This window comes from Promicromonospora sp. NPDC090134 (genome assembly GCF_044746965.1).
Lineage (GTDB): Bacteria > Actinomycetota > Actinomycetes > Actinomycetales > Cellulomonadaceae > Promicromonospora.
Map to the genome: position 1 here is coordinate 61,540 of NZ_JBIVCZ010000004.1, position 20,094 is coordinate 81,633.

A 20,094-nucleotide genomic window follows, 5' to 3' on the forward strand; every position below is an offset into this window, starting at 1 on the left:
TCTGCCGAGGGTGATCTCTGCTCCGTGCCGTACCGCCACGTGGCGCCCGCACGCCGTGAGCAGTAGGCCTGGTAGTGACCGACCTGGCACAAGGAGGTAGTCATGCAGGAGAAAAAACACCAGACGCGGCTCAGGCACTGGGTTGCCGCCCTTGCCGGCGTGTACTCGCTCGTCATCGGTGCGTCCCTGACCGCGGCGCCCGCGAGCGCCGCGGCGTGGGAGAACGACCTCGTCGTCCGCGACACGTACTACGTACCGACGCAGGACCGCTACGTGCAGGTGCGCTGTCGCGTGGACGTCCGTCCCGTCGGTGCCAAGAATCTGCCGGGCTACGTGACCGTGAAGGGCAAGGTTCTGTGCAACCACAAGCTGCTGGCGGGCGGTGCCGTCGGGTTCAGCCTCGGCAGCCACGACGGGACGGCGGGCTCCTTCCACGCCGACCTGCGACGCGTCCGCAAGGGCAGCAAGCCGGACCAGAACGCCACGTTCTCCGAGCGGGTCTACATCTTCCCGTCCGACTACTCCCGCGCCGGAGGACCGGGGACCTGGGCCGTCCGTGACCTGAAGCTCGACGTCGACATCCGGACGATCGACCGCGGACGGTGGTGGCTGTCGGGCGGCGCGTCGAGGACCGTCGAGACCTTCCGGGCCTACTGAGAGCGCATCCGTCGTCGGCCGTAGGTACGCAGCGCGCGGAGCAGGTCCAGCTCGCGGAACCCGGGCCAGTACACGTCACCGAAGATGAGTTCGGCGCGCACCGAGCGCCAGGGAGTAGCCGGACAGGCGGCGTTCGCCGCTGGTTCGGATGATCAGGTCGATGTTGTCGTCGGGCGCGACGACGTGCGCGTCGATGCTCTCGGGTTCGAGGGCGCGGACGACGTCGTCGACGGTGTCTCCACGGTCGTTCGCGTCCCACAGCACCTGGCGGACGGCGTCGACCACGTCGCCGTACGGGTCATAGCCGACCGCGAGCGTGAGCCGGCGGGGGCGCCCGCGGGTGGCGGCGACGGCCTCCTTGAGCGCACGCGCCGTCGCGTCCGGTACCAGGTCGAGGTTCCCGGCGACATGCAGCTCCCACACCCCGTCAGGGCGCCGGATGCGCTCAGGAATCAAGGTCTCGAGCAGGCCGAACAGGAACCTCACCTGCTCGTCGTCCCGCTTGGTGATGTTGTCGGCCGACAGCACGTACACGCTCACCGCGCCGACGTCCGCCTTCGCGCACCAGCCAAGGACACGGTCGAGGTGCTCGGCCCCGACCCGGTGCCCGAACCGGATGTCGTCCACGCCGACACTGCGCGCCCACCGCCGGTTGCCGTCCATGATCAAGCCCAGATGAGCGGGCCGGGGCAGGCCGCGGAGCTCGCCCCGCAGACGTGTCACGAGGATGCGGTCGATCGGGACGCGAAGCCACGGGGCCGGTGCCATGGAAAAGCACCCTAGCGCGCAGGGCATCTGGCCGACCCCGCCCGAGCGAGGTGCGCTTCTACCCCGTCATTGGGCCCGTAATCAGCGTGAATCCGGGCCCAATGACGGGATAGAAGCGCACAAGCCCCGCCGACGAGCATCTTGTGAGCGTGTTCGGGAGGAACTCAGCGCACCTGAGGGAGGGGCCCCGCGCCACGGCCTGCACGGCGATCCCTCCCGATAACTTCAGGCGGGACATGGACCGTCCGACGAAGAGGATCCGATGAAGGCCGACCACTACGACGAGTTCGCAGCCAGCTACGACACCGAGAACTCCGGGAGCCTGCTCAACGCCTGGTACGAACGACCGGCCATGGTCCGCCTCGCGGGCGACGTGCGCGGGCGCAAGATCCTCGACGCGGGCTGCGGCTCCGGACCGCTGTCCGCCGAGTTGCGTGACCGCGGCGCCGAGATGACCGGGTTCGACGGGAGCCCCGAGATGGTCGAGCTCGCCCGCCGCAGGCTGGGGGACGACGTCCCGCTGACCGTCGCGGACCTCGCACGGCCGCTGCCCTACGCGGACGACACCTTCGACGACGTCGTGTCCTCCCTCGTCCTGCACTACCTCGAGGACTGGCAGCCACCGCTGACGGAGCTGCACCGGGTCCTCAAGCCGGGCGGCCGGCTCATCCTCTCGGTCAACCACCCCCTTGTGCGCCCCTTCAACTTTCCGAAGGAGGACTACTTCGCAGTCCGGCAGTTCTCGGAGGAGTACGACTTCGCGGGCCAGCCAGGGACGTTGACCTACTGGCACCGGCCCCTGCACGCGATGATCGACGCCTTCACCGCCGCGGGATTCGGCATCGCGTCCATCGCCGAGCCCCCGCCGTCCCCGGACACGCCGGCCGAGCTCCTCCCGCCACGCATCGCGAACGGAGAGCGGACCGCGTTCATCTGCTTCCTCTTCGTCGTCCTCGAGGCCCGCTGAGACCGAGCGTACCGCCGCTATCACAGCGGGAATCATTTCGCGCTTTACACGCCAATATCCCTTTCACGTTGCAGTGTCCGTGTCGCCTACTTAACGTATGGAACGCGAACACCGTTCGACTCACCGGACATCGTCCGGTGATCCCCTTTTGTGAAAGGACTCGCACACGTGAGCCTCATCGACATCATCTCGCACCTGCTGGACAACCTGGGCTGCACACTTGAGCAGATCCTGCAGCTGCTGGGTCTCTGACCTGGTGCGACACCGCTGATTCGGTAGTCCCGTCCAGGGCCCGCCGGTAGCGGAGCTGGAATCACTCCCCCAGCAGACGAACTCCCCTCGCGGAATTCCGCGAGGGGAGTTCGTTCGTTTGCGCGGTACGCAGAACACATTGCGTCAACGCATTGTTTGCCGTTTCGGCTGGACAATTCACGGAGCCACCTCTAAGTGCGAGGAATAGCTGGCTCAGTCGATCCAGACGAGCATGCCCATCCCGGCGTCGGCGGCCTCGGCGAAGAAGTCCGCAAGTCGCTTGAGGTGGCCGATGAGGTAGTCCTTGCAGTCCCCGTCGGCCCACATACCGAGCGGGTAGACCTCGGCCTCCACGAGAGCTGCGCCAGGTACGGCACCGACCACGGCGTCGGCGTCGAGTTCCGCGAGCGCCGCCGACAGCTCCCCGACCCGCTCCACGCTCAGCCACGACGGCGGGCCGTACCCCCAGTCGTCCGATCTAGGCACCTGCGCGTCCCCGTGGACGACGGCGGTCGGCACGCCGGCACGCTCCAGGACGAACGCCAGCCCGTGCCAGGCCTTGTCGACGTCCATCAGGCGCGCATCGGGCTCAGAGCCTGCGTCCTCCAGGTCCCACAGCTCGTCGATGAGGTCGCGAATCGACTCGGGATCTGCCAACGCCACGTCCAGGTCGTGCGGCGCCAGGCGCATGTACTCGCCGATCATGCTCATGCGCCGCACCGTACGGGCACCCACTGACACTGCCGGCGCCACGAGCCCCGCCAGACGCCGGACGGTTGGTGTCCGAGCCGCCATCGAACGTAGGAGTGGTGGGGGGGGGGGGCCGCCACCCCCGCCCCCACCAAACCGCCCGGCGCCGCCGGGCGGCGGGGGCCCCCCCGCCGGCGCCCCCCCCCCGCTCCACCCCCGGCGCCCCCCCCCGCGGCGGGGGGGTGTGTGGCCGGCCCGCAGCTCTGCTGTGTGGGGGGGGAGCAGTCGCCCCCTCGCCCCCCCACCACTCCTACGTTCGACGCCAGGCGAGGCGGCGGGTCCGCCAGGACGTCAGCCCCCGAACGTCTCCAGCAGCGTCGACCGCTCCGCGTCGGTGAGGTTGGTCGCGATGAGCTTGCCGCTCATGCCGTGGAACCGCTCGCCGACGCGGTCGAGATCCCCGTCCTGCGTGACCGCGAACAGCGCGGAGGTGCCGACCGTGACCTGCTCCCGGATGGTCTCGAGCTGGGTGCGGTCGATGCCCACCGCCTCGGTGTGTTTCGCCAGGGCGCCGATCGCCGCACCGGCGGCGGCGCCGATGAGCGGCATGAAGAACAGCGTGCCCAGGAGCAGCCCCCAGAACGCGCCCCAGCCGGTGCCGCGCCGCTCGTTCTCGTGCGCCTGCTTGGTGGTCGGGGTCGCCCGCCCGACGGGCCAGGACACCACGGCGTGGTCGACCACGGTGATCAGCCCTTCCGACGCGGCCTGCTTGAGGTTCCCGGCCGCGGCCTGCGCACCCTCAGGGTCGTCGAACTTCCACACGGTGAAGGTGGTCATCGTTGATCCTCATCCTCCTGGACAGTCGGCCCCCGCCTTTCGATCGTCGCACCCGGAGGCGCGATCCGCGCGTCACACGGCAGGCGGCGGGACCCGTCGCTCGACGTCCGCGGGCGGGGGCGCGTCCACCGCCCAGGCCGCGGCGCGGGGACGGAGCGCGGTGCCCAGGGCGGCGACGATCGCCGACGACACGGCGGTCCCCTCCGTCGGGCCGTGCCAGAACCGCAGCCGGAGCGTCGTGCGGGCCGGGTCGGCGGCGACGTACAGCACGTCCGGCGGCGGGGCGGGCAGCACGCCGGGCACGGCCGACACGGCCCGCAGCACGCCGTCGGTCTCGTCGTCGCGCAGGTCCGCGAGCCGCACCTCGACCTCGCTGCGGCGCACACCGGGCGTGGACCCGTTCACGAGCGGCTCGGCGATCACCAGGGAGTTGGGGACGTGCACCCGCACGCCGTCGTACGTCTCCAGGACCACGGTGCGGTTGTTGAGCTCCTTGACGGTGCCCACCCACGAGCCGAACGCCATCTCGTCGCCCACCACGACCGGCATCCTGGTCTGCAGCACGATCCCGGCGCCGAAGTTGTCGGCCAGGCCCCGCGCCGTCAGGACCACCACGATGCCGACCACGACCGCCACGGTGAGGATCGGCTGCGTCTGCGCGCCGAGGAACCCGAGCGCGACGCCGATGCCCGCGAGCAGCACGAGGTAGTGCACGGCCCGGACCAGCGCGTCCCGGACCTGCGGGTGCAGCCCCTTGATCCGCGCCGTCGCCGCGAGCGCCGCACGGCGCGCGTACCGGGTCGCCAGCCAGGTGGCCAGCAGGGTCAGGACGGCCAGGACGACGTCCCAGCCGTCGAGGTCGTCCGCCGAGAAGAACTGCGCGATCGCGTCACCCACGGCGCTCATCGGTGTGCTCCCGCACCGCTGTGTGTCGCCACGCGCACTCCCGTCGTCGGGGTCGGCCGAACTGCTCAGAGGCTACGTTCGGCGGGTGGTCGCCGCGCGCGGAACCCGCGCGGCCCGCCGGCCGGCCGCGCGGGTGTTCCGCCCAATGGTCAGCCGCCGTTCGGCCGCGCGTCACCCCTGCGCCAGACGGCGCCGCCACGATCTGACCCGTGGAAAACAAGCTCTCTCGCCGCTCCCTGCTCCAGGCGGCAGCGGCCGTCCCCGTTCTCTCGGCGGCCGCCGCGGCCGCCGGCACGACGTCGGCGGCCGCGGCGCCGTCGTCGGCCTCCTCGAACGGCGGTCGCCCGGACGCGGCGGCCGCGCGGTTCACCGTCGCCGTCCTGCCCGACACGCAGTACCTGCTGGACGACGGCGGCTCCGACGCCGAGCCCGTCCGCGCGACGCTGCGGCACCTCGTGCGCGAGCGCGCGCAGGACAACATCGTGTTCATGACACAGCTCGGCGACGTGACCGAGCACGGCACCGAGACCGAGATGCGCGCGGCGAGCCGCGCGTTCGACGCCGCCGGCCCCCTGCCGTACAGCGTGCTGGCCGGCAACCACGACGTCAGCGGCGACGACCAGCGCGGCGACTCGCCGTACCTGCGCACGTTCGGCCCGCAGCGCTTCTCGCGGATGGAGACCTACGGCGGCTCCTCCCCCGACGGCTACAACAGCTTCCACGTGGTCCGCGGCGGCGGCCGGGAGTGGCTGGTCCTGGCACTGGACTGGCGGCTGTCCGACGCCGGGCTCGCCTGGACCCAGGGCGTGCTGGACAACCATGCCGCGCTGCCGGCGATCCTGACCACGCACGACCTCGTCTGGGCCGAGGACGACGGCAAGGCCCACCTGTCCGACAACGGCCAGCGCCTGTGGGACCGCCTGATCAAGGGCAACGACCAGATCTTCCTGGCGCTCGGCGGGCACTACTGGCCGTCCGGCCGCACCACGCTCACGAACGACGCGGGCAACCCCGTGCACCTGCACATCACCAACTACCAGGACCGCTACTACGGAGGCGCCGGCATGGTGCGGTACTACAACTTCGACCTGGTGCGTGGTGTGATCGACGTCGAGACCTTCTCGCCGTGGCTGCTCGCCAAGGACGACCCCACGCCCCTCGAGGCGGAGCACGTCGAGCTCAGCGGCGACGTCGACCGGTTCACCGTGGAGATCGACTTCGACGAGCGCTTCGCCGCGTTCGCGCCGCCGGTGCTGCCCGCGCCGCTGCCGCCGTCGGCCGTGATGCCGCGCGGCACGGTCGCGTACTGGCGGTTCGACGCCGCCGGGTTCGCCGCCGCGGGGTCGGACGGCGTGCCCGTCGCGCCCGGCACCGTGGCCCGCGACCTCACGGGCAACGGCAACGACCTGACCTCCCAGCTCCTGCACTCCAGCGCCCCGGAGGCACTGACCTGGTCGGCCGAGCACCACGACGCCCAGCCGGCCCGGGCGAGCCTGCGGTTCGACGGCGGCAAGGGACCCGACCGGGGCGCCGTGCTGCGCACCGGCCCGAACGCACCCGTCAACAGCGCGACGTTCGAGTCCGGGTACACGATCGAGACCTTCCTCAAGCTGCCCGAGCCCTTCGAGGGCGACCACTCCTGGATGGGCATCCTGAGCTGGGAGGGCCGCGCGGGCGACGCCGGCAAGCACAGCGGCTGGTCCGACGACGAGCCGACGTGCAGCCTGAACCTGTCCGGCGAGCGGTTCCTGCAGTTCGTCGTCTACCCCGTGCCCGTCGACGCCGACCCGACCTCGTGGAGCCACGCGATCCCGGTGGGCCGCTGGATGCACGTCGCGCTCGTCAACGACGGCCGGCACACGGTGATGTACGTGGACGGCTCGAAGATCGTGCGCAACGCCGCCGAGGAGTCGCGCGGCATCTCCACGCTGGGCAAGCCGTTCGCCATCGGCGGCACCCAGTCGGCGGAGAGGTACGGGCAGGGCTTCTACGGCTGGATCGGCGACACCCGGATCGTGTCGCGCGCGCTGCGGCCGGAGCAGTTCCTCACGGCCCGGCGCGGCTGAGGCGCTCCTGGACCGAGCCCAGCAGCAGGTCGCACCGGGCGACCGTGGGCGGGCTGTCGCCGAGCTCGTCCCGGTCCAGCACCTGCCGCTGGGTCATCACGGACCCCGGCGGGAACTGCTGCCAGGTGAGATCCGGGGGTGTGTCGGCAGTGGTCACCCAGGCAGGCCAGCGGTGGCACTGGTGTCCGGAAAGGCCATGCGACCTGCGTGAACATCTCCCGACCTCTCATGCGGACCCAACCTTTCACCCGTGTGCTGCGTCCTAGAAGTCATGAGACACACACACGAGAAGGCACGCTCCATCGTCCTGACGGCCGGCCTCGTCGTCGGCCTCACCGCGGGGGCGACGACGGCCGCCGTGGCCGCCCCTTCCCAGGTGGCGTGCTCCGCCACCGCCGCGCACGTGCCGAGCCACGTGGCGGACCTGCCCGGGTGCGAGCCGGTCGGGACCCCGATCAAGCTGGGCGAGCCGACCGACGGCGCGACCGACACCTGGCAGTCCACCGAGACCAACGGTGTGAGCTACAAGCTCCCGGCCGACTGGACCGGCCGCGCGGTCGTGGGCGACGGCGGACCCGGCCACGAGTGGGAGTCCCCCGAGACCATCTACTCCGACGAGTTCGGCGACCTGCACTGGCGCGTGCTGATGCAGTCGCCCTTCTACGACCAGGAGATGCCCGACCCCGAGGTGCTGAACGAGCTCGGGTGGTACGCCTCGTACATCGAGATCGACGGCGCCTCGGAGGCCGTGCTCACGGCCGCGCAGACCGAGCACTGGGGCGCCCCGGGCGTCGAGACGATCGACTTCCAGGTGTTCGTCGAGTCCGAGAGCACCGGTGTGGTCAGCCGGTTCATGGGCGAGCTGCCCCCGGGCGAGGAGGGTCAGTTCCTCCTGGACAACTTCGTGCCGACGATCGAGCCCTGATCCTGAGCTGAGCGGAGGCGGGTCCCGGCACGGTGCCGGGGCCCGCCTCACCCCGCGAGCGCCTCGACCAGCCGGTCGACGAACGCGGCCTGCGCGCTGACGACGACGCGCCGCGCCTCGTCGGGCGCGAACCAGGCCACGCGGTCGATCTCGGGGATCTCGAGACGTTTGCCCGACCGCGGCGGCCACTCGATCTCGACCGTGTTGCTGCTGATCGTGGACAGGTCGGGTCCAGGCTGTGGCCACTCCCGCGCCCAGGCGTGGACCACCTTGCCCGCGCGCTGCCGCACCTCGCCGAGCTCCAGGTCCGGGGCCGACGACGGCGGCAGCTCCAGCCCGAGCTCCTCGGCGGCCTCGCGCAGCGCCGCGGTGTGGGGCTCCTCACCGGGTTCGAGCTCGCCCTTGAGCAGGGACCACGATCCAGCGTCCTTGCGGGCCCAGAACGGCCCGCCCATGTGGCCGAGCAGCACCTCGGCCCCGCCGTCGGGCAGCCGCCGGAAGGGCAGGAGTCCCGCGCTCGTCGTCGCCATGGGTCCCAGTCTGGCCGGAGGCGCCGTCCGGGGCGCCTTCTGGACGGCGAACCTAGACGGCGAAGCGGGCGATCGCGCGCGTCAGCTCGGCCACGGAGTCCTGCCCGCCGTGCCCGTCACCGAGCACGAAGAGCTCGCTCCCCGGCCAGGCGCGGTGCACGTTCCAGGCGGTCACGGCGGGACTCGAGATGTCGTGCCGGCCCTGGATGAGCACGCCGGGCACCTGCGCCAGCCGGTCCATGCGGCCCACGATCTCGTCGCCGCCGAACCCGGAGTTGGACCAGTAGTGGGTCACGAGCGTGGCGAGCACGTCCCGCACCGGCGGGTCCTGCCAGCGCGGGTCGGGGCTCCACCCGGGTCCGAGGGAGACGTGGGTGTCCTCCCACCGCCCCCACGCGGCGGCGGCGTTCGCCCGCACGTCGGGCGACGGGTCACGCATCGCCCGGGCGTACGCATCGACGAGGCGTTCGCCGGGCTCTCGGTCGACGGCGTCGGCGAACAGTTCCCACTCCTCCGGGAAGACGCGGCCCATGGCCTCGGTGATCCACTCGACCTCCTCGGTCGACGTGTTGGTCACGGCGAACAGCGCGATCCCGGTCACCCGGTCGGGGTGGGCCTGCGCGTACGCGAGCGCGAGCGTGCTGCCCCATGACGCGCCCGTCACGGTCCACCGTTCGATGCCGAGATGGCGGCGCAGCGCCTCGATGTCCTCGATCTGCGCCGGTGTCGTGTTCTGGTCCAGCAGGTCCAGCCGCTCCGTCACGAGCGGGCGGCTGCGCCCGCAGCCGCGCTGGTCGAACGTGACGGCCTGCTGCCGGTCCGGGTCGATCCGACGACGGTGGCCCGCCATCGACCCGCTGCCCGGGCCGCCGTGCAGCCACAGCACGGCCGGGCCCTCAGGGTTGCCGAACGCCTCGTGGTACAGCTCGTTGCCGTCGGCGACGCGCAGGTGTCCGGTACGCAGCGGGGTCGGGGAGGTCATCCTCCGAACCTAGACGATGCCGCAGGTGGGAGCGCACACACGGGCACCTGGCAGGATGCGGCCCCGTCAGCACCCGCCCCACGACACGGCCGGACGTCGCTACGGTTCCAGGATGACGACGATCACCGACCCGACGGACCGCTTCGACATCCCCTTCACCGCAAACGAGAAGCAGACCCTGCTCGGGATTCTCGCCTTCCAGCGTGACACGCTGCGCTGGAAGGTCTCGGGACTGAGCAGCACGCTGCTCGCCTACCGGCACGCGCCGAGCACCTTGTCGCTCGGCGGCCTGCTCAAGCACCTCGCCGTCATCGAGGCGGCGTGGGTCAACGTCACGTTCGCGGGGACGGTCGAGACACCGACCTGGTACGCCCAGTACAAGGACCAGCAGGGACGGCAGGACTGGACCTTCGCCACCGCCGCGGACGACTCGCCCGAGCAGCTGCTGGCCTGGCTCGACGAGGCTCAGCGCACCACGGAGCAGATCGTCGCCGAGACGGCAGACCTCGGCACGATCGCCCAGGAGAAGTTCTGGGACGGCCAGGAGGCCTCGCTGCGGTGGATCCTGCTCCACCTCATCCAGGAGTACGCCCGGCACCTGGGCCACGCGGACCTGCTCCGCGAGGCGATCGACGGGTCGGTCGGCATCTAGATCGTTGACTCCAAGGGATCGGTAGTCGTGGGGGGGTCGGGCTCCGGCGGCGGGTGAGGTACTGGTGCTGATGCCTCATGACTCGGAATGGCGGACCTCCGGATGCCGGCTGCCCGGTAGCCCAATCGCCCGGCGTCCAAGGCTTGTCCACAAGCCGTGCAGCCAGTTTCTGCTGTTGGCGGATGGGGCTTGGTTGGGCGAGCGGTGCGAACGGGTGTGCCATAAGTTGGTGGCATGACGCGAACCGGTGATGTGCCAGGACGGGCAGGCGAGCAGCCTGCTCGTTCGGTGCCGCCCGGAGGTGCCGCGTCGGCCGTTGTAGCCGTGTCATCCGGTGCGGCCGCCCTTGGCGGCATTGCGGGTGTGCGGGCGGTACGTCAGATGCTGGCAGGCATGACTCTGCCTGGTGCCACTGACACCGGGTCTTCCGGTGTCGGCCTCTCAGAGCAGGTGCAGGCGGAGTGGGTCGACCTGCTCGGTGAGCTCGAGGCGGTCAAGAACGCGATCACCGCGACCCAGGCGAGGCTCGCGGTCGCGTTGGACGAGGCCACCCGTGCCGACGAGGCTGCACAGGGCATCCGCACGGAGCGGCGTGGGCGGGGTGTGCCCAACCAGGTCGGCGCGGCCCTGCGGACGAGCCCGCATGCCGGAGCGGGGTTCGTGTCCACCTCCCGGGTCTGGGTCACCCAGATGCCCCACACCTTCGCCGCGCTGCAGGCCGGGATGCTGTCCCCGTGGCGGGCCACGCTCCTGGTCCGGGAGACGTCGCACCTGTCGGTGGAGCATCGTGCGCTGATCGACGAGGAGATCTGCGGGCCCGCGCACCTGGCCGACCTGGCCCGGATGGGCACCCGCCGGCTCGTCGCCCGGATCAAGGAACTCGCCGCCCGGTTGGACGTGCACGCGTGCGTGAACCGCAACGCCCGTGCCGTGTCCGAACGCCGGGTCTCGATCCGTCCGGCACCCGACCTGATGGTCTACCTCACCGCGCTGGTGCCGATGGCCCAAGGCGTGCAGGCCTATGCCCAGCTCAAGACCCACGCCGACACAGCGAAGGCGGCCGGGGACGGGCGTGGGGTGGGGCAGATCATGGCCGACACCCTGATCGAACGCGCCACCGGTCGCGACCCTGGCCGAGCGAAGGATGTTCCGGTCACGATCAATCTGCTGGTCTCCGACGACACCCTCCTCGCGGGCGGCAACCAACCCGCCGTCGTGCTCGAGGGTGCCCCGGCAGGTGCGGGTATCGTCCCGGCCCCGGTCGCCCGCAACCTCGCGGCGCACGCGATCGACACCGACGCGGCCTGGCTGCGCAGCATCTACGTCAACCCGCACGGCCGACTGCTAGCCACGACCTCCACGTCCCGATTCCACCCGCAGGGGCTCGCGAGCCTGTTGCGGGCCAGGGACCAGGGCATCTGCGCCACCACGTGGTGCGACGCTCCCGTCCGGCACACCGACCACGTCACCCCGTATGCGGAGGGCGGCCCGACCAGCCTCGACAACGGGCAAGGCCTGTGCGCCAGGTGCAATCACGCGAAGCAGGCACCGGGCTGGTCACAGAAGACCACCCAGCTCGACGGCAGACACGCCGTCGAAACGGTCACCCCCACAGGGCACACCTACGTCTCGGTCGCGCCGGAACCACCGACGCCCGCCTGGACCCCCGCGGTCGGCGTGGCCGGCCCCGCACCCGGCCACGTCCCGCGCAGCCGCTACCAGATCGGCTGCGACACCAGCCCAACCCACGGCGCGATCACCTACCGCCCGAGCCCACCACCTCGACAGCCGCGCCCGGCACACCAACCGTCCAACCGGGCACGAGGTCGGTCCCGCCGGCCCGACCTCTCCTGGACACACCCCACCTGACCACCGCCGCAGCCCTTGTCACGTGAGGTCTAGCAGCGTCCCGTACTCCGGCTCGACGACGCGCGTACGCTGCGTCTCCGTGAGCACCCCGCCCCCGCCGTCGGACATCACGACTGTCTTTCCCGAGCTGCGCGGGTACCCCGCTGGAAGCACTGCTCAGCCTGGCCAGCACCGAGGTCGCCCACACCGCCCGGACGACCACCACGAGCTATCTCGTGCCGCCGGCCGCTGAGCCGCGCGGCCCGGAGTGCAGCGAGCCCACCGGGCTGGTGCCCGCCAGATGGACCAACCTGCAGCTCTTCTACTGCACCAACTCGTGGGGCCATCCCGTCCAGCGATACGTCATGTAGTTCGACCGGTTCGTCGGCGCGCACGAGAACGCCCCGGCGGTCCTTCAGCGCTCGTCACCTCGTCGGTCTCCGCCACGACATCTCCCCCAGCCACGACTCCAGGGTGACCGTGACGGTCTCGGGCGCCTCGCCGACCACCCCGGTCTCGCAGTCGAAGGTCTCACCGACCCGGACGACGAGCGGGTCAGGACAGGTCGCCTGGACCGGCAGGCTGACCTCGATGAGCGAGGCGCCGTCCCCGGTCGAGAACGAGCCCTCGATGGAGGACTCGACATCAGCCGGCTCCAGCTCGACGCCGCCCACGTATGCCACGAGCGGTGTCACCAGGACGGAGGCGACGATCATCCCGATCCACCCCACCAGGGGCCACCAGCTCGTCCTGGTCAGCCGGATCCGGAAGATGAGGTAGAGCGGCACGAGCAGCAGCCCGCAGATGTAGAGGTAGACGGGCACGCGGTAACCCGCCTGGCGCACGAGGGTCACGTCGGCGACGAAACAGCCCAGGTTGAGGACACCACCCACGGCCAGGATCCCGCCGGTCGACGGCGTGCCAGACCTCAGGAGCAGGATCTCGACGAGGATCAGGACGACCTGCACGGCCGTGAACGCCCACAGGGCGAGGCTGCTCGGCACGTCGAGCTCCGAGACGCCGTGGTGTTCCGGGACCCACGGCCCGTCGACGGGGCGTCCCTCCTCGTCGGTCCAGAACGACCAGTCCGCGGGGGCGGGCGGCCAGTCGGGTTGTGGCTGCCAGCCGGCTGGCGGCGACCAGTCCTCCGGGGGCGTGGGCCAGCCAGGTGGCGAGCTGAAACGCATGGGTGACGCCCTCGCAGATCGTCGGGTTCGACAATGACGCCGCTGAGTATGGCAGCGCGGAACCCCTGGTCACGCCGTCGTCGACCCGGGACGAGCGTGAGCCGAACCCCCGGGTGCGAGACCATGAGCACATGCCCGCTCCCGTCCGCCCCGGTCTCAGCGTCACCTCCGCGCTGACCATCCCCCGCGCCGAGCTGACCGAGCGGTTCTCCCGTTCCTCCGGCCCGGGCGGGCAGGGCGTGAACACCACCGACTCGCGCGTCGAGCTCTCCTGGGACATTGCGCGGTCCGCCGTCCTGAGCGACACGCAGCGCCAGCGCCTCCTGGACCGGCTGGCGGCCCGCCTGGTCGACGGCGTCCTCACCGTCGTCGCCTCGGAGCACCGGGAGCAGCGGCGCAACCGCGACGCCGCCGCCCTGCGCCTGGCGGCTCTGGTGACCGACGCCCTGGCCCCTGGCCCACGGACCCGCCGCGCCACGCGCGCCACCCGCGGTTCGCAGGAGCGGCGCCTGACCGCCAAGAAGCAGCGGTCGGCCACCAAGAAGCTGCGCTCCGCCAAGCCCCGGCGCGAGGACTGACACCCTGCGAGAACCGAGGAGAGGCGGACTCCGGAGTCGCTCCGGGCCCGCCTCCCGACGTCCTTGAAGGCGGGAGGGTCAGAAGGTCAGCAGACGGTGGCGCTCACGTGCACCCAGCCGGTCTCCACGGAACCACCGGACTTGGGCTTCCACTGGAGCTTCGCGCTGCCGGTCACATCCGTGCCGCAGGACATGTCGAACGCGGGCGTCGCCAGGGCGTCCGAGACGTCCTCGTAGGGGAAGTTCCGCTTCACCGGGAAGAACGTGATGCTGGGCGGGTTCGTCCAGTCCCTGGTGATCGTGATGTCGGTCTCCACGATGCGCACGACATAGTCGCCGGGACGGTTGGAGTCGTCCGACACCGATCCGCGTACATAGACGGTTCCGTTGGAGTTCTGCCGGATCGACACGCAGCGGTCGACCCTGTCCCCCACGCAGTGCCCGGCCACGCGGGTCCACGCGCTGGCCGGTGCCGCCGTCAGCACCGTCGCCAGCATCGTCAGCCCTGCCACCGCCGCCAGCGTTCTTCTGATCCGGTTCATGCGAGTCCCCCTGTCCGCAGGACGCTCGATCAGCGTCCCGTCGCCGTCCAGCGTGCCCTCTCCGGTGATTCCCCGCACGCAAAGTGCCGGCGGCCCCGCGTCCGGCCTCCTACCCGCGCGGCACCTGGATGCCGTACTGCGAGACCTTGCGGTAGAGCGTGGCCCGGCTCATGCCGAGTTCGTCGGCGGCGACCTGCATGGACGGTCCGTGCCGGCTGAGCACGCGCACGATCTCGTCCCGCTCGAACGACTCGATGCGGGACAGCCGGCGCGAGGTGGCCGACAGGATCTCGGGCGGCAGGTGCCGCAGGTCCACGACGTCGGCGCGGGTCGCCGCGAAGCGGACGGCGTCGGCCAGCGCGCGCACGTTGCCGGGCCACGGCTGGTTGCCGAGCGCGCGCCCGGCGGCCGGCGTGAACGCGATCTCGTGCCCCCGCAGGCGGCGGGCGAGGTGCCGGGCGAGCGGCAGGACGTCGTCGGGCCGGTCGCGCAGGGGCGGAGCCTCCACCACGGACTCGACGAGGGTCGCCAGCGGCGCGGGGACGTCCTCGAAGCTCTCGGCGGTGATCGCGAGGGCCACGCGCCGGGCGCCGTCATCCCCCGCCCGCGCGTGGGCCGCGAGCACCAGGTCGCGCAGCCGCTCGGCGGCCCACAGCGGCAGGGCCTCGACGCCGCGGAGCACGACGGCGGTGCTCGGCTTGGCGAGCTCGGGGGTCCACAGGTCGAGCCAGGCCTGGATGTCCTGCGGCGCGGGGGCGCGGGCCGCGAGGATCCGGTCCCGCGGCCGCACCGACCGCAGGGCCTGGGCGAGCAGCGTGGCCCGCCCGGACCCGGCCTCGCCGACGGCGGCGACGACCCGGCCCTCGGCCACGCCCGCGCTCGCGCGCGCGACGGCGTCGGTCCAGGGCCGGGACAGGTCGTCCAGGGTGCCGGCGCCGGGCGCCGGCCCGGGCTTCTCGATCCGGAACACCTCGCCGCGGGGCTGCGGCCGCGGCGACTGGCCGCGCGAGCGCGCAAGCATCAGCGCGGCCGTCGTCCCGGCCGCCGACTGGGCCAGGGCAAGGAGCAGGTCGCTCGACGACCTCGACCACGTGGTGAGGTTGACGGCGCCCTCGACCCGCCCGGTGACCGGGTCCAGCACCGGTGCGGCGGCGCACGTGTAGGTGCACAGGCTCAGGGCGTAGTGCTCGTCGGCGCGCACGACGGTGGGCGCCCGGTCGGCCAGCGCCAGCCCGAGCCCGTTGGTGCCCGCCTCCCGCTCGGCGTACGAGAAGCCGGGTGCCAGGTGCACGGCGTCGAGCGCCCGCAGCAGCGAGCGGTCCCCGCTCAGGCGGTTGAGCACCAGCCCGTCGGCGTCGGTGAGCATGAGGCTGACGGGCTCGCCGGCGAGCGTGCGGTGCAGGCTGGTCAGCACCTCCTGACCGCACCGGTAGAACAGCGACTCGTCGTCGTAGGTGCCCGTGAACACCGGCTCGACGTCGTCGAGCGGCACGCCGTACTCCTCGCTGCGCTGCCACGAGTCGAGGAGCCGCTGCGGCACGGGGACGAGCGAGGCGTCGTGCAGCCGCGCCCGCTCCGGCAGGTGCCCTTCGCGCATCGGAGCCTCCGTCAGTCCGTCCTGGCGTGCGGGCCACGCTACCGCCGGGCCCCGCGCGCCGCCGTCGGGCCGGCCGTCTCAGATTGAGACACCGCACCCCTGCCGTGCCGCTCGGCCCCCGCATACGTTCGCGGCAGTCGGTGTCGACGAGGTCACCGAGGACGGAGAACAGCATGTACACCAAGGACGGCGAGCGCTACTTCATCGTCGACGCGCACATCGCCCTGTGGGACGCGCGGCCGGAGAACCAGCGCAACATCCACGGCAAGCAGTTCATCGACTGCTTCTACGACTACCACGCCAACCTGTCGCCGGACGCGGAGAAGTGGACGTACGAGGAGTACCTCTACCAGGGCGGCGAGCGCCTGAGGCGGGACCTCTTCGAGGACGGCTACGTGGACCACGCCATCTTCCAGCCGGCGCACCTCGGTGAGTTCTACGTCAACGGGTTCGGGCAGACGGAGGAGGCGTTCGCCCTGGCGCAGGCCGACCCGGGCCGGCTCACGTACAACCACCACTTCGACCCGCGCAACGGTGAGGCGGGGCTCGACCAGCTGCGGGCCGACGCCGAGCGGATGCACCTCAAGGGCGTCAAGCTCTACACCGCGGAGTGGCACGGCGAGTCGCGCGGCTACAAGCTGAGCGACCCGTGGGCGTACCGGTACCTCGAGGCGTGCCGCGAGCTGGGCATCACGAACATCCACGTCCACAAGGGCCCCACGATCCGGCCGCTGGACCGGGACGCGTTCGACGTCGCGGACATCGACCACGTGGCCAGCGACTTCACGGACCTCAACTTCGTGGTGGAGCACGTGGGCCTGCCGCGGCTGGAGGACTTCTGCTGGATCGCCACGCAGGAGCCGAACGTGCACGGCGGCCTGGCCGTGGCGATGCCGTTCATCCACACGCGGCCGCGCTACTTCGCGCAGATCATGGGCGAGCTCCTGTACTGGGTGGGTGAGGACCGCATCCAGTTCTCCTCCGACTACGCGCTGTGGACGCCGCGCTGGCTGGTCGAGGCGTTCGTGGACTTCCAGATCCCGGACGACATGTCGGCCGAGTACGGCCCGATCACCACGGCGCAGAAGAAGAAGATCCTCGGCCTGAACGCCGCGAAGATGTACGGCATCGAGGTCCCGGCGGAGCTGCGGCTGCCCGACGCCGGCGAGCCCGCCGTCGGGCCGCGGGAGCCGGGGCGGGCCGACCTGGCGGCAGCGCGATGAGCGCCCCCGCCCACGCGTCCGCGCCCGCCCCTGCCCGCGCGTTCGGCGAGGCGGAGGTGCGCCGCGCCCTCGACGCCGTGCTGGACCCCGAGCTGGACGAGCCGATCACCGACCTGGGGTTCGTGAGGTCCGTCGCGGTCGACGGCGGCCGGGTCGAGGTGCACCTGCGGCTGCCCACGTCGTTCTGCTCGCCCAGCTTCGCGTACCTCATGGCGTCCGACAGCAAGGACGCCCTGGTCGCGCTGCCCGGTGCGTCGCACGTGGTCGTCGAGCTCGACGACCACCACGACTCGGCGATCATCAACACGGGCCTGGCCGCCGATGCCGGCTACCGCGGCACGTTCCGGCACGAGGCCGAGCAGGACCTCGACGAGCTGCGCGCGACGTTCCGCCGCAAGGCGCACACCGCGGCGACGGAACGCGCCCTGACGGCGCTGCTCCGGGCCCGTCCGGGCCTGCCGGAGACCGAGCTGGGCGGGATCCGCCTCTGGGACCTCCCCGACGACGCGACGACGGCGGCGCTGCTGCGCCGGCGGGCCGCGGTCGGGCTGCCGGACGACGCCGACGCGCTGGTGCTGGTCGACCACGACGGCGTCGGCCCCGCGCCGGACCAGGTGCCGCTGGCGCTGCGCCGGGCGCGGTCCACCCGCATCTCGGTCGACGGCAACGCGCACTTCTGCCGCGGCCTGCTGCGCACCCGCTACCCCGGGTCGGAGAACGACCAGTCCCCCACGAAGGAGCACACCCCATGAGCACGATGCGAGCCGTCCAGGTGGTCGGCTACCACCAGAAGCTGGAGCTGACCGAGGTCCCCGTCCCGGAGCCCGTCGGCCCGTTCGACGTCGTCGTGCGGATCGGCGGGGCCGGCGTCTGCCGCACCGACCTGCACGTCCTGGAGGGGCAGTGGGCGCAGAAGTCCGGGGTGACCCTGCCGTACACGATCGGGCACGAGAACGCCGGGTGGGTGCACGCCGTCGGGAGCGCCGTGACGAACGTCGCCGAGGGCGACAAGGTGATCGTGCACCCGCTGATCACCTGCGGCCTGTGCCGCGCCTGCCGGTCCGGCGACGACGTGCACTGCGCGGCGAGCGCCTTCCCCGGGATCGACACCCACGGCGGGTACGCGGAGTACCTGCGGACCTCCGCGCGCAGCGTGGTGCGCATCGACGACGGCCTGGAGCCGGCCGACGTCGCGGCCCTCGCCGACGCCGGCCTGACGGCGTACCACGCGGCGGCGAAGGCGGCCCGGCGGCTCACGGCGCGCGACCGGTGCGTGGTGATCGGCGCGGGCGGGCTGGGCCACATCGGCATCCAGGTGCTCAAGGCCCTGACGCCCGCCGAGCTGATCGTCGTGGACCGCAACTCCGACGCCGTCCGGCTGGCCGTCGAGATCGGGGCCGACCACGGCGTCGTCGCCGACGGCGCGCACGTCGAGGAGGTGCTCGCGGCGACCGGCGGCAGCGGCGCCGAGGTGGTGGTCGACTTCGTGGGCGAGGGCGGCGCGACCGCCGAGGGCCTGCGGATGCTGCGCGAGGCCGGCGACTACCACGTGGTCGGGTACGGCGAGAACATCGACGTGCCGACCATCGACGTCATCTCCAGCGAGATCAACATCGTGGGCAACCTCGTCGGGTCCTACAACGACCTCTGCGACCTCATGGTGCTCGCCGCCCGCGGCGCGGTCACGCTGCACACCGCGAAGTACGCGCTCGACGACTTCCAGACGGCGATCGACGACCTCGACGCCGGCCGGGTCCGCGGGCGCGCCATCCTGGTCCCCTGAGATGCGCGGTCCCTCAGGCGCGCCCGCGGCGACGGGAGGTCAGCGTGAGGCGGTGTCCGCGTCCACGCGTGCCTGGATGGCCTCGAGCTCGTCCCACGCGACGACCGGACGCTCCAGGCCACGCCGGTCGAGGTAGGCCTGGGCCCGGGCGCGCAGCCCGCGGACGAACCGGAAGGGTGTCAGCAGCCCCGCGGTGCGCACGCCGTCCACGACGCGGTCCGGGCGGAACACCAGGCCGCCGGTGCCCTCGATGAGCTCGCCGAGCACGACGAGGCTCCGGTTCCCGGCCAGCTGCTCGTCGTGCCGGTGGAACAGCAGGCTCGCGGGACCGGGCTTCGCCTCGATGCCGGGCACCAGCAGGCCGCCGTCGGCGGGCTCGGGCACCACGCGGTCGAGGGTCGGCAGGCCGTCGTCGTCGAGCCGGGCCAGGACCCCGCTGGTGAAGTCGCCCAGCTCCCGGGCGTACGACGCCGGCAGGCCGGGCATCGCGGGGACGGAGAGCGGCCGTCCGGCGCCGGTCAGCGCCGGCCGCGTCGTGACGGCGGCGGGCGTCACGCTGATGATCAGCCGCATGTAATACACGTCCAGCAGGCGGCGCGTGAGCCTGCCGCCCGACAGGGCACGCGACGACGGCTGCGCCGAGTCGATCTTGCGCCACAGGTCGCCGTTGCGCGAGAAGCTGGTCACGATCTCGTCCGGGCACGCGCCGTCGCCCTGGACGAGCACCTGGCCTGGCTGGTCCTGTCCGGCCGCGCTGCCGCTGCCGCTGCCCGTGGGATCCGAGAAGAGCAGGGCGACGCGCGCGTCCCTGCGGACGTTGAGGGCCTTCTGCGCGAACCCGATCGACGTCGACAGGACGAACGTCTGGTCGGCGGGGCGCCACACGCCCGAGACCGGCCACGCGACCGGCGTGCCCGACCGCGAGACGGTGGCGACCTCGCACGTGAGGTAGGACGACATGACGTGGGCGGTGCCCGGTGCGACCAGCTGGTCGTGTTCCATGAGTTCTCTCCGGTGGACTGATGCCTGAGCAGGGCGCGGACAGTATGGCAGCGTCTCGCGGCGGCCTCGGAGCATCCGTGCAGGTCACGCACGGTCCCCAGG

The 20,094-nt window shown here is 72.0% G+C and carries 21 protein-coding genes and 1 pseudogene; 11 read left to right on the forward strand and 11 right to left on the reverse strand.

Annotated features, from left to right (window positions below):
• The first annotated feature begins 102 nt into the window (after window positions 1-102).
• Window positions 103-657 (forward strand): hypothetical protein, encoded by a 555-nt coding sequence (locus ACIPN7_RS12615; RefSeq protein ID WP_400542134.1) that lies wholly within the window; start codon window positions 103-105, stop codon window positions 655-657.
• On the opposite strand, the pseudogene uppS reads toward ACIPN7_RS12615, so the two are convergent.
• Window positions 651-1,452: pseudogene (gene uppS / locus ACIPN7_RS12620) on the reverse strand (polyprenyl diphosphate synthase). The gene ACIPN7_RS12615 and the pseudogene uppS sit on opposite strands and share 7 nt — an antisense overlap.
• Before the next feature lie 235 nt (window positions 1,453-1,687).
• Here uppS and ACIPN7_RS12625 point away from each other — a divergent pair.
• On the forward strand, window positions 1,688-2,392 hold the full coding sequence (locus ACIPN7_RS12625) for a class I SAM-dependent methyltransferase (protein WP_400542137.1): 705 nt from the start codon (window positions 1,688-1,690) through the stop codon (window positions 2,390-2,392).
• Window positions 2,393-2,857: 465 nt separating this feature from the next.
• Here ACIPN7_RS12625 and ACIPN7_RS12630 read toward each other — a convergent pair whose 3' ends face one another.
• The 3 genes from ACIPN7_RS12630 to ACIPN7_RS12640 form a co-directional block, all read right to left on the reverse strand.
• A complete protein-coding gene (locus tag ACIPN7_RS12630; RefSeq protein WP_400542140.1) occupies window positions 2,858-3,355 on the reverse strand; it encodes a DUF1877 family protein in 498 nt (165 codons plus the stop codon).
• A gap of 330 nt (window positions 3,356-3,685) precedes the next feature.
• Entirely contained in the window at window positions 3,686-4,171 is a 486-nt protein-coding gene (locus tag ACIPN7_RS12635) for a DUF1269 domain-containing protein (protein WP_400542143.1), read from the reverse strand.
• Window positions 4,172-4,243: 72 nt separating this feature from the next.
• Window positions 4,244-5,077 (reverse strand): mechanosensitive ion channel family protein, encoded by an 834-nt coding sequence (locus ACIPN7_RS12640; protein ID WP_400542146.1) that lies wholly within the window; start codon window positions 5,075-5,077, stop codon window positions 4,244-4,246.
• Between the two features lie 209 nt (window positions 5,078-5,286).
• Here ACIPN7_RS12640 and ACIPN7_RS12645 point away from each other — a divergent pair, with 209 nt between their 5' ends.
• Window positions 5,287-7,143 (forward strand): LamG-like jellyroll fold domain-containing protein, encoded by a 1,857-nt coding sequence (locus ACIPN7_RS12645; protein WP_400542149.1) that lies wholly within the window; start codon window positions 5,287-5,289, stop codon window positions 7,141-7,143.
• On the opposite strand, the gene ACIPN7_RS12650 is transcribed toward ACIPN7_RS12645, so the two are convergent.
• Window positions 7,124-7,300, reverse strand: coding sequence for a hypothetical protein (locus ACIPN7_RS12650; protein ID WP_400542152.1), 177 nt, complete (start codon window positions 7,298-7,300; stop codon window positions 7,124-7,126). The genes ACIPN7_RS12645 and ACIPN7_RS12650 overlap by 20 nt on opposite strands.
• A gap of 114 nt (window positions 7,301-7,414) precedes the next feature.
• Here ACIPN7_RS12650 and ACIPN7_RS12655 point away from each other — a divergent pair, with 114 nt between their 5' ends.
• Complete coding sequence (locus tag ACIPN7_RS12655) at window positions 7,415-8,068, forward strand: hypothetical protein (RefSeq protein WP_400542155.1); 654 nt, start codon at window positions 7,415-7,417, stop codon at window positions 8,066-8,068.
• Window positions 8,069-8,115: 47 nt separating this feature from the next.
• Here the strand turns inward: ACIPN7_RS12655 and ACIPN7_RS12660 are convergent, their stop codons facing one another.
• Complete coding sequence (locus ACIPN7_RS12660) at window positions 8,116-8,598, reverse strand: NUDIX domain-containing protein (RefSeq protein WP_400542158.1); 483 nt, start codon at window positions 8,596-8,598, stop codon at window positions 8,116-8,118.
• 52 nt (window positions 8,599-8,650) lie between these two features.
• Entirely contained in the window at window positions 8,651-9,580 is a 930-nt protein-coding gene (locus ACIPN7_RS12665; protein ID WP_400542161.1) for an alpha/beta fold hydrolase, read from the reverse strand.
• A 112-nt stretch (window positions 9,581-9,692) separates the two neighbouring features.
• Here ACIPN7_RS12665 and ACIPN7_RS12670 point away from each other — a divergent pair, with 112 nt between their 5' ends.
• The 3 genes from ACIPN7_RS12670 (at window position 9,693) to ACIPN7_RS12680 (ending at window position 12,451) form a co-directional block, all read left to right on the forward strand.
• Complete coding sequence (locus tag ACIPN7_RS12670; protein WP_400542164.1) at window positions 9,693-10,232, forward strand: DinB family protein; 540 nt, start codon at window positions 9,693-9,695, stop codon at window positions 10,230-10,232.
• A gap of 393 nt (window positions 10,233-10,625) precedes the next feature.
• Entirely contained in the window at window positions 10,626-12,101 is a 1,476-nt protein-coding gene (locus ACIPN7_RS12675) for a DUF222 domain-containing protein (protein ID WP_400542167.1), read from the forward strand.
• A gap of 215 nt (window positions 12,102-12,316) precedes the next feature.
• Window positions 12,317-12,451, forward strand: a complete 135-nt coding sequence (locus ACIPN7_RS12680; protein WP_400542170.1) for a hypothetical protein — start codon at window positions 12,317-12,319, stop codon at window positions 12,449-12,451.
• A 54-nt stretch (window positions 12,452-12,505) separates the two neighbouring features.
• Here the strand turns inward: ACIPN7_RS12680 and ACIPN7_RS12685 are convergent, their stop codons facing one another.
• Window positions 12,506-13,267, reverse strand: a complete 762-nt coding sequence (locus ACIPN7_RS12685) for a DUF4333 domain-containing protein (RefSeq protein ID WP_400542173.1) — start codon at window positions 13,265-13,267, stop codon at window positions 12,506-12,508.
• Between the two features lie 131 nt (window positions 13,268-13,398).
• Between ACIPN7_RS12685 and arfB the strand changes: the two genes are divergently transcribed.
• Window positions 13,399-13,845 carry an alternative ribosome rescue aminoacyl-tRNA hydrolase ArfB gene (gene arfB, locus ACIPN7_RS12690; RefSeq protein WP_400542176.1) on the forward strand — a complete coding sequence of 149 codons (447 nt, stop codon included), beginning with the start codon at window positions 13,399-13,401 and terminating at the stop codon, window positions 13,843-13,845.
• A gap of 86 nt (window positions 13,846-13,931) precedes the next feature.
• Here arfB and ACIPN7_RS12695 read toward each other — a convergent pair whose 3' ends face one another.
• Both ACIPN7_RS12695 and ACIPN7_RS12700 read right to left on the reverse strand, forming a co-directional pair.
• Window positions 13,932-14,387: a hypothetical protein gene (locus ACIPN7_RS12695; protein ID WP_400542179.1), complete on the reverse strand. Its 456-nt coding sequence runs from the start codon at window positions 14,385-14,387 to the stop codon at window positions 13,932-13,934.
• A gap of 109 nt (window positions 14,388-14,496) precedes the next feature.
• Window positions 14,497-15,984: a GAF domain-containing protein gene (locus tag ACIPN7_RS12700; RefSeq protein ID WP_400542182.1), complete on the reverse strand. Its 1,488-nt coding sequence runs from the start codon at window positions 15,982-15,984 to the stop codon at window positions 14,497-14,499.
• Between the two features lie 173 nt (window positions 15,985-16,157).
• Between ACIPN7_RS12700 and ACIPN7_RS12705 the strand changes: the two genes are divergently transcribed.
• Genes ACIPN7_RS12705 through ACIPN7_RS12715 form a run of 3 tightly spaced genes read left to right on the forward strand, consistent with a single transcriptional unit; the run spans window position 16,158 to window position 18,990 of the window.
• Window positions 16,158-17,207, forward strand: coding sequence for an amidohydrolase family protein (locus ACIPN7_RS12705; RefSeq protein ID WP_400542184.1), 1,050 nt, complete (start codon window positions 16,158-16,160; stop codon window positions 17,205-17,207).
• Window positions 17,204-17,959 (forward strand): iron-sulfur cluster assembly protein, encoded by a 756-nt coding sequence (locus tag ACIPN7_RS12710; RefSeq protein ID WP_400542187.1) that lies wholly within the window; start codon window positions 17,204-17,206, stop codon window positions 17,957-17,959. Before ACIPN7_RS12705 ends, ACIPN7_RS12710 begins: the two co-directional genes overlap by 4 nt.
• Window positions 17,956-18,990, forward strand: coding sequence for an NAD(P)-dependent alcohol dehydrogenase (locus ACIPN7_RS12715; RefSeq protein WP_400542190.1), 1,035 nt, complete (start codon window positions 17,956-17,958; stop codon window positions 18,988-18,990). The genes ACIPN7_RS12710 and ACIPN7_RS12715 overlap by 4 nt, the downstream gene beginning before the upstream one ends.
• A gap of 39 nt (window positions 18,991-19,029) precedes the next feature.
• On the opposite strand, the gene ACIPN7_RS12720 is transcribed toward ACIPN7_RS12715, so the two are convergent.
• Complete coding sequence (locus ACIPN7_RS12720; protein ID WP_400542193.1) at window positions 19,030-19,992, reverse strand: pyridoxamine 5'-phosphate oxidase family protein; 963 nt, start codon at window positions 19,990-19,992, stop codon at window positions 19,030-19,032.
• Window positions 19,993-20,094: the final 102 nt, after the last annotated feature.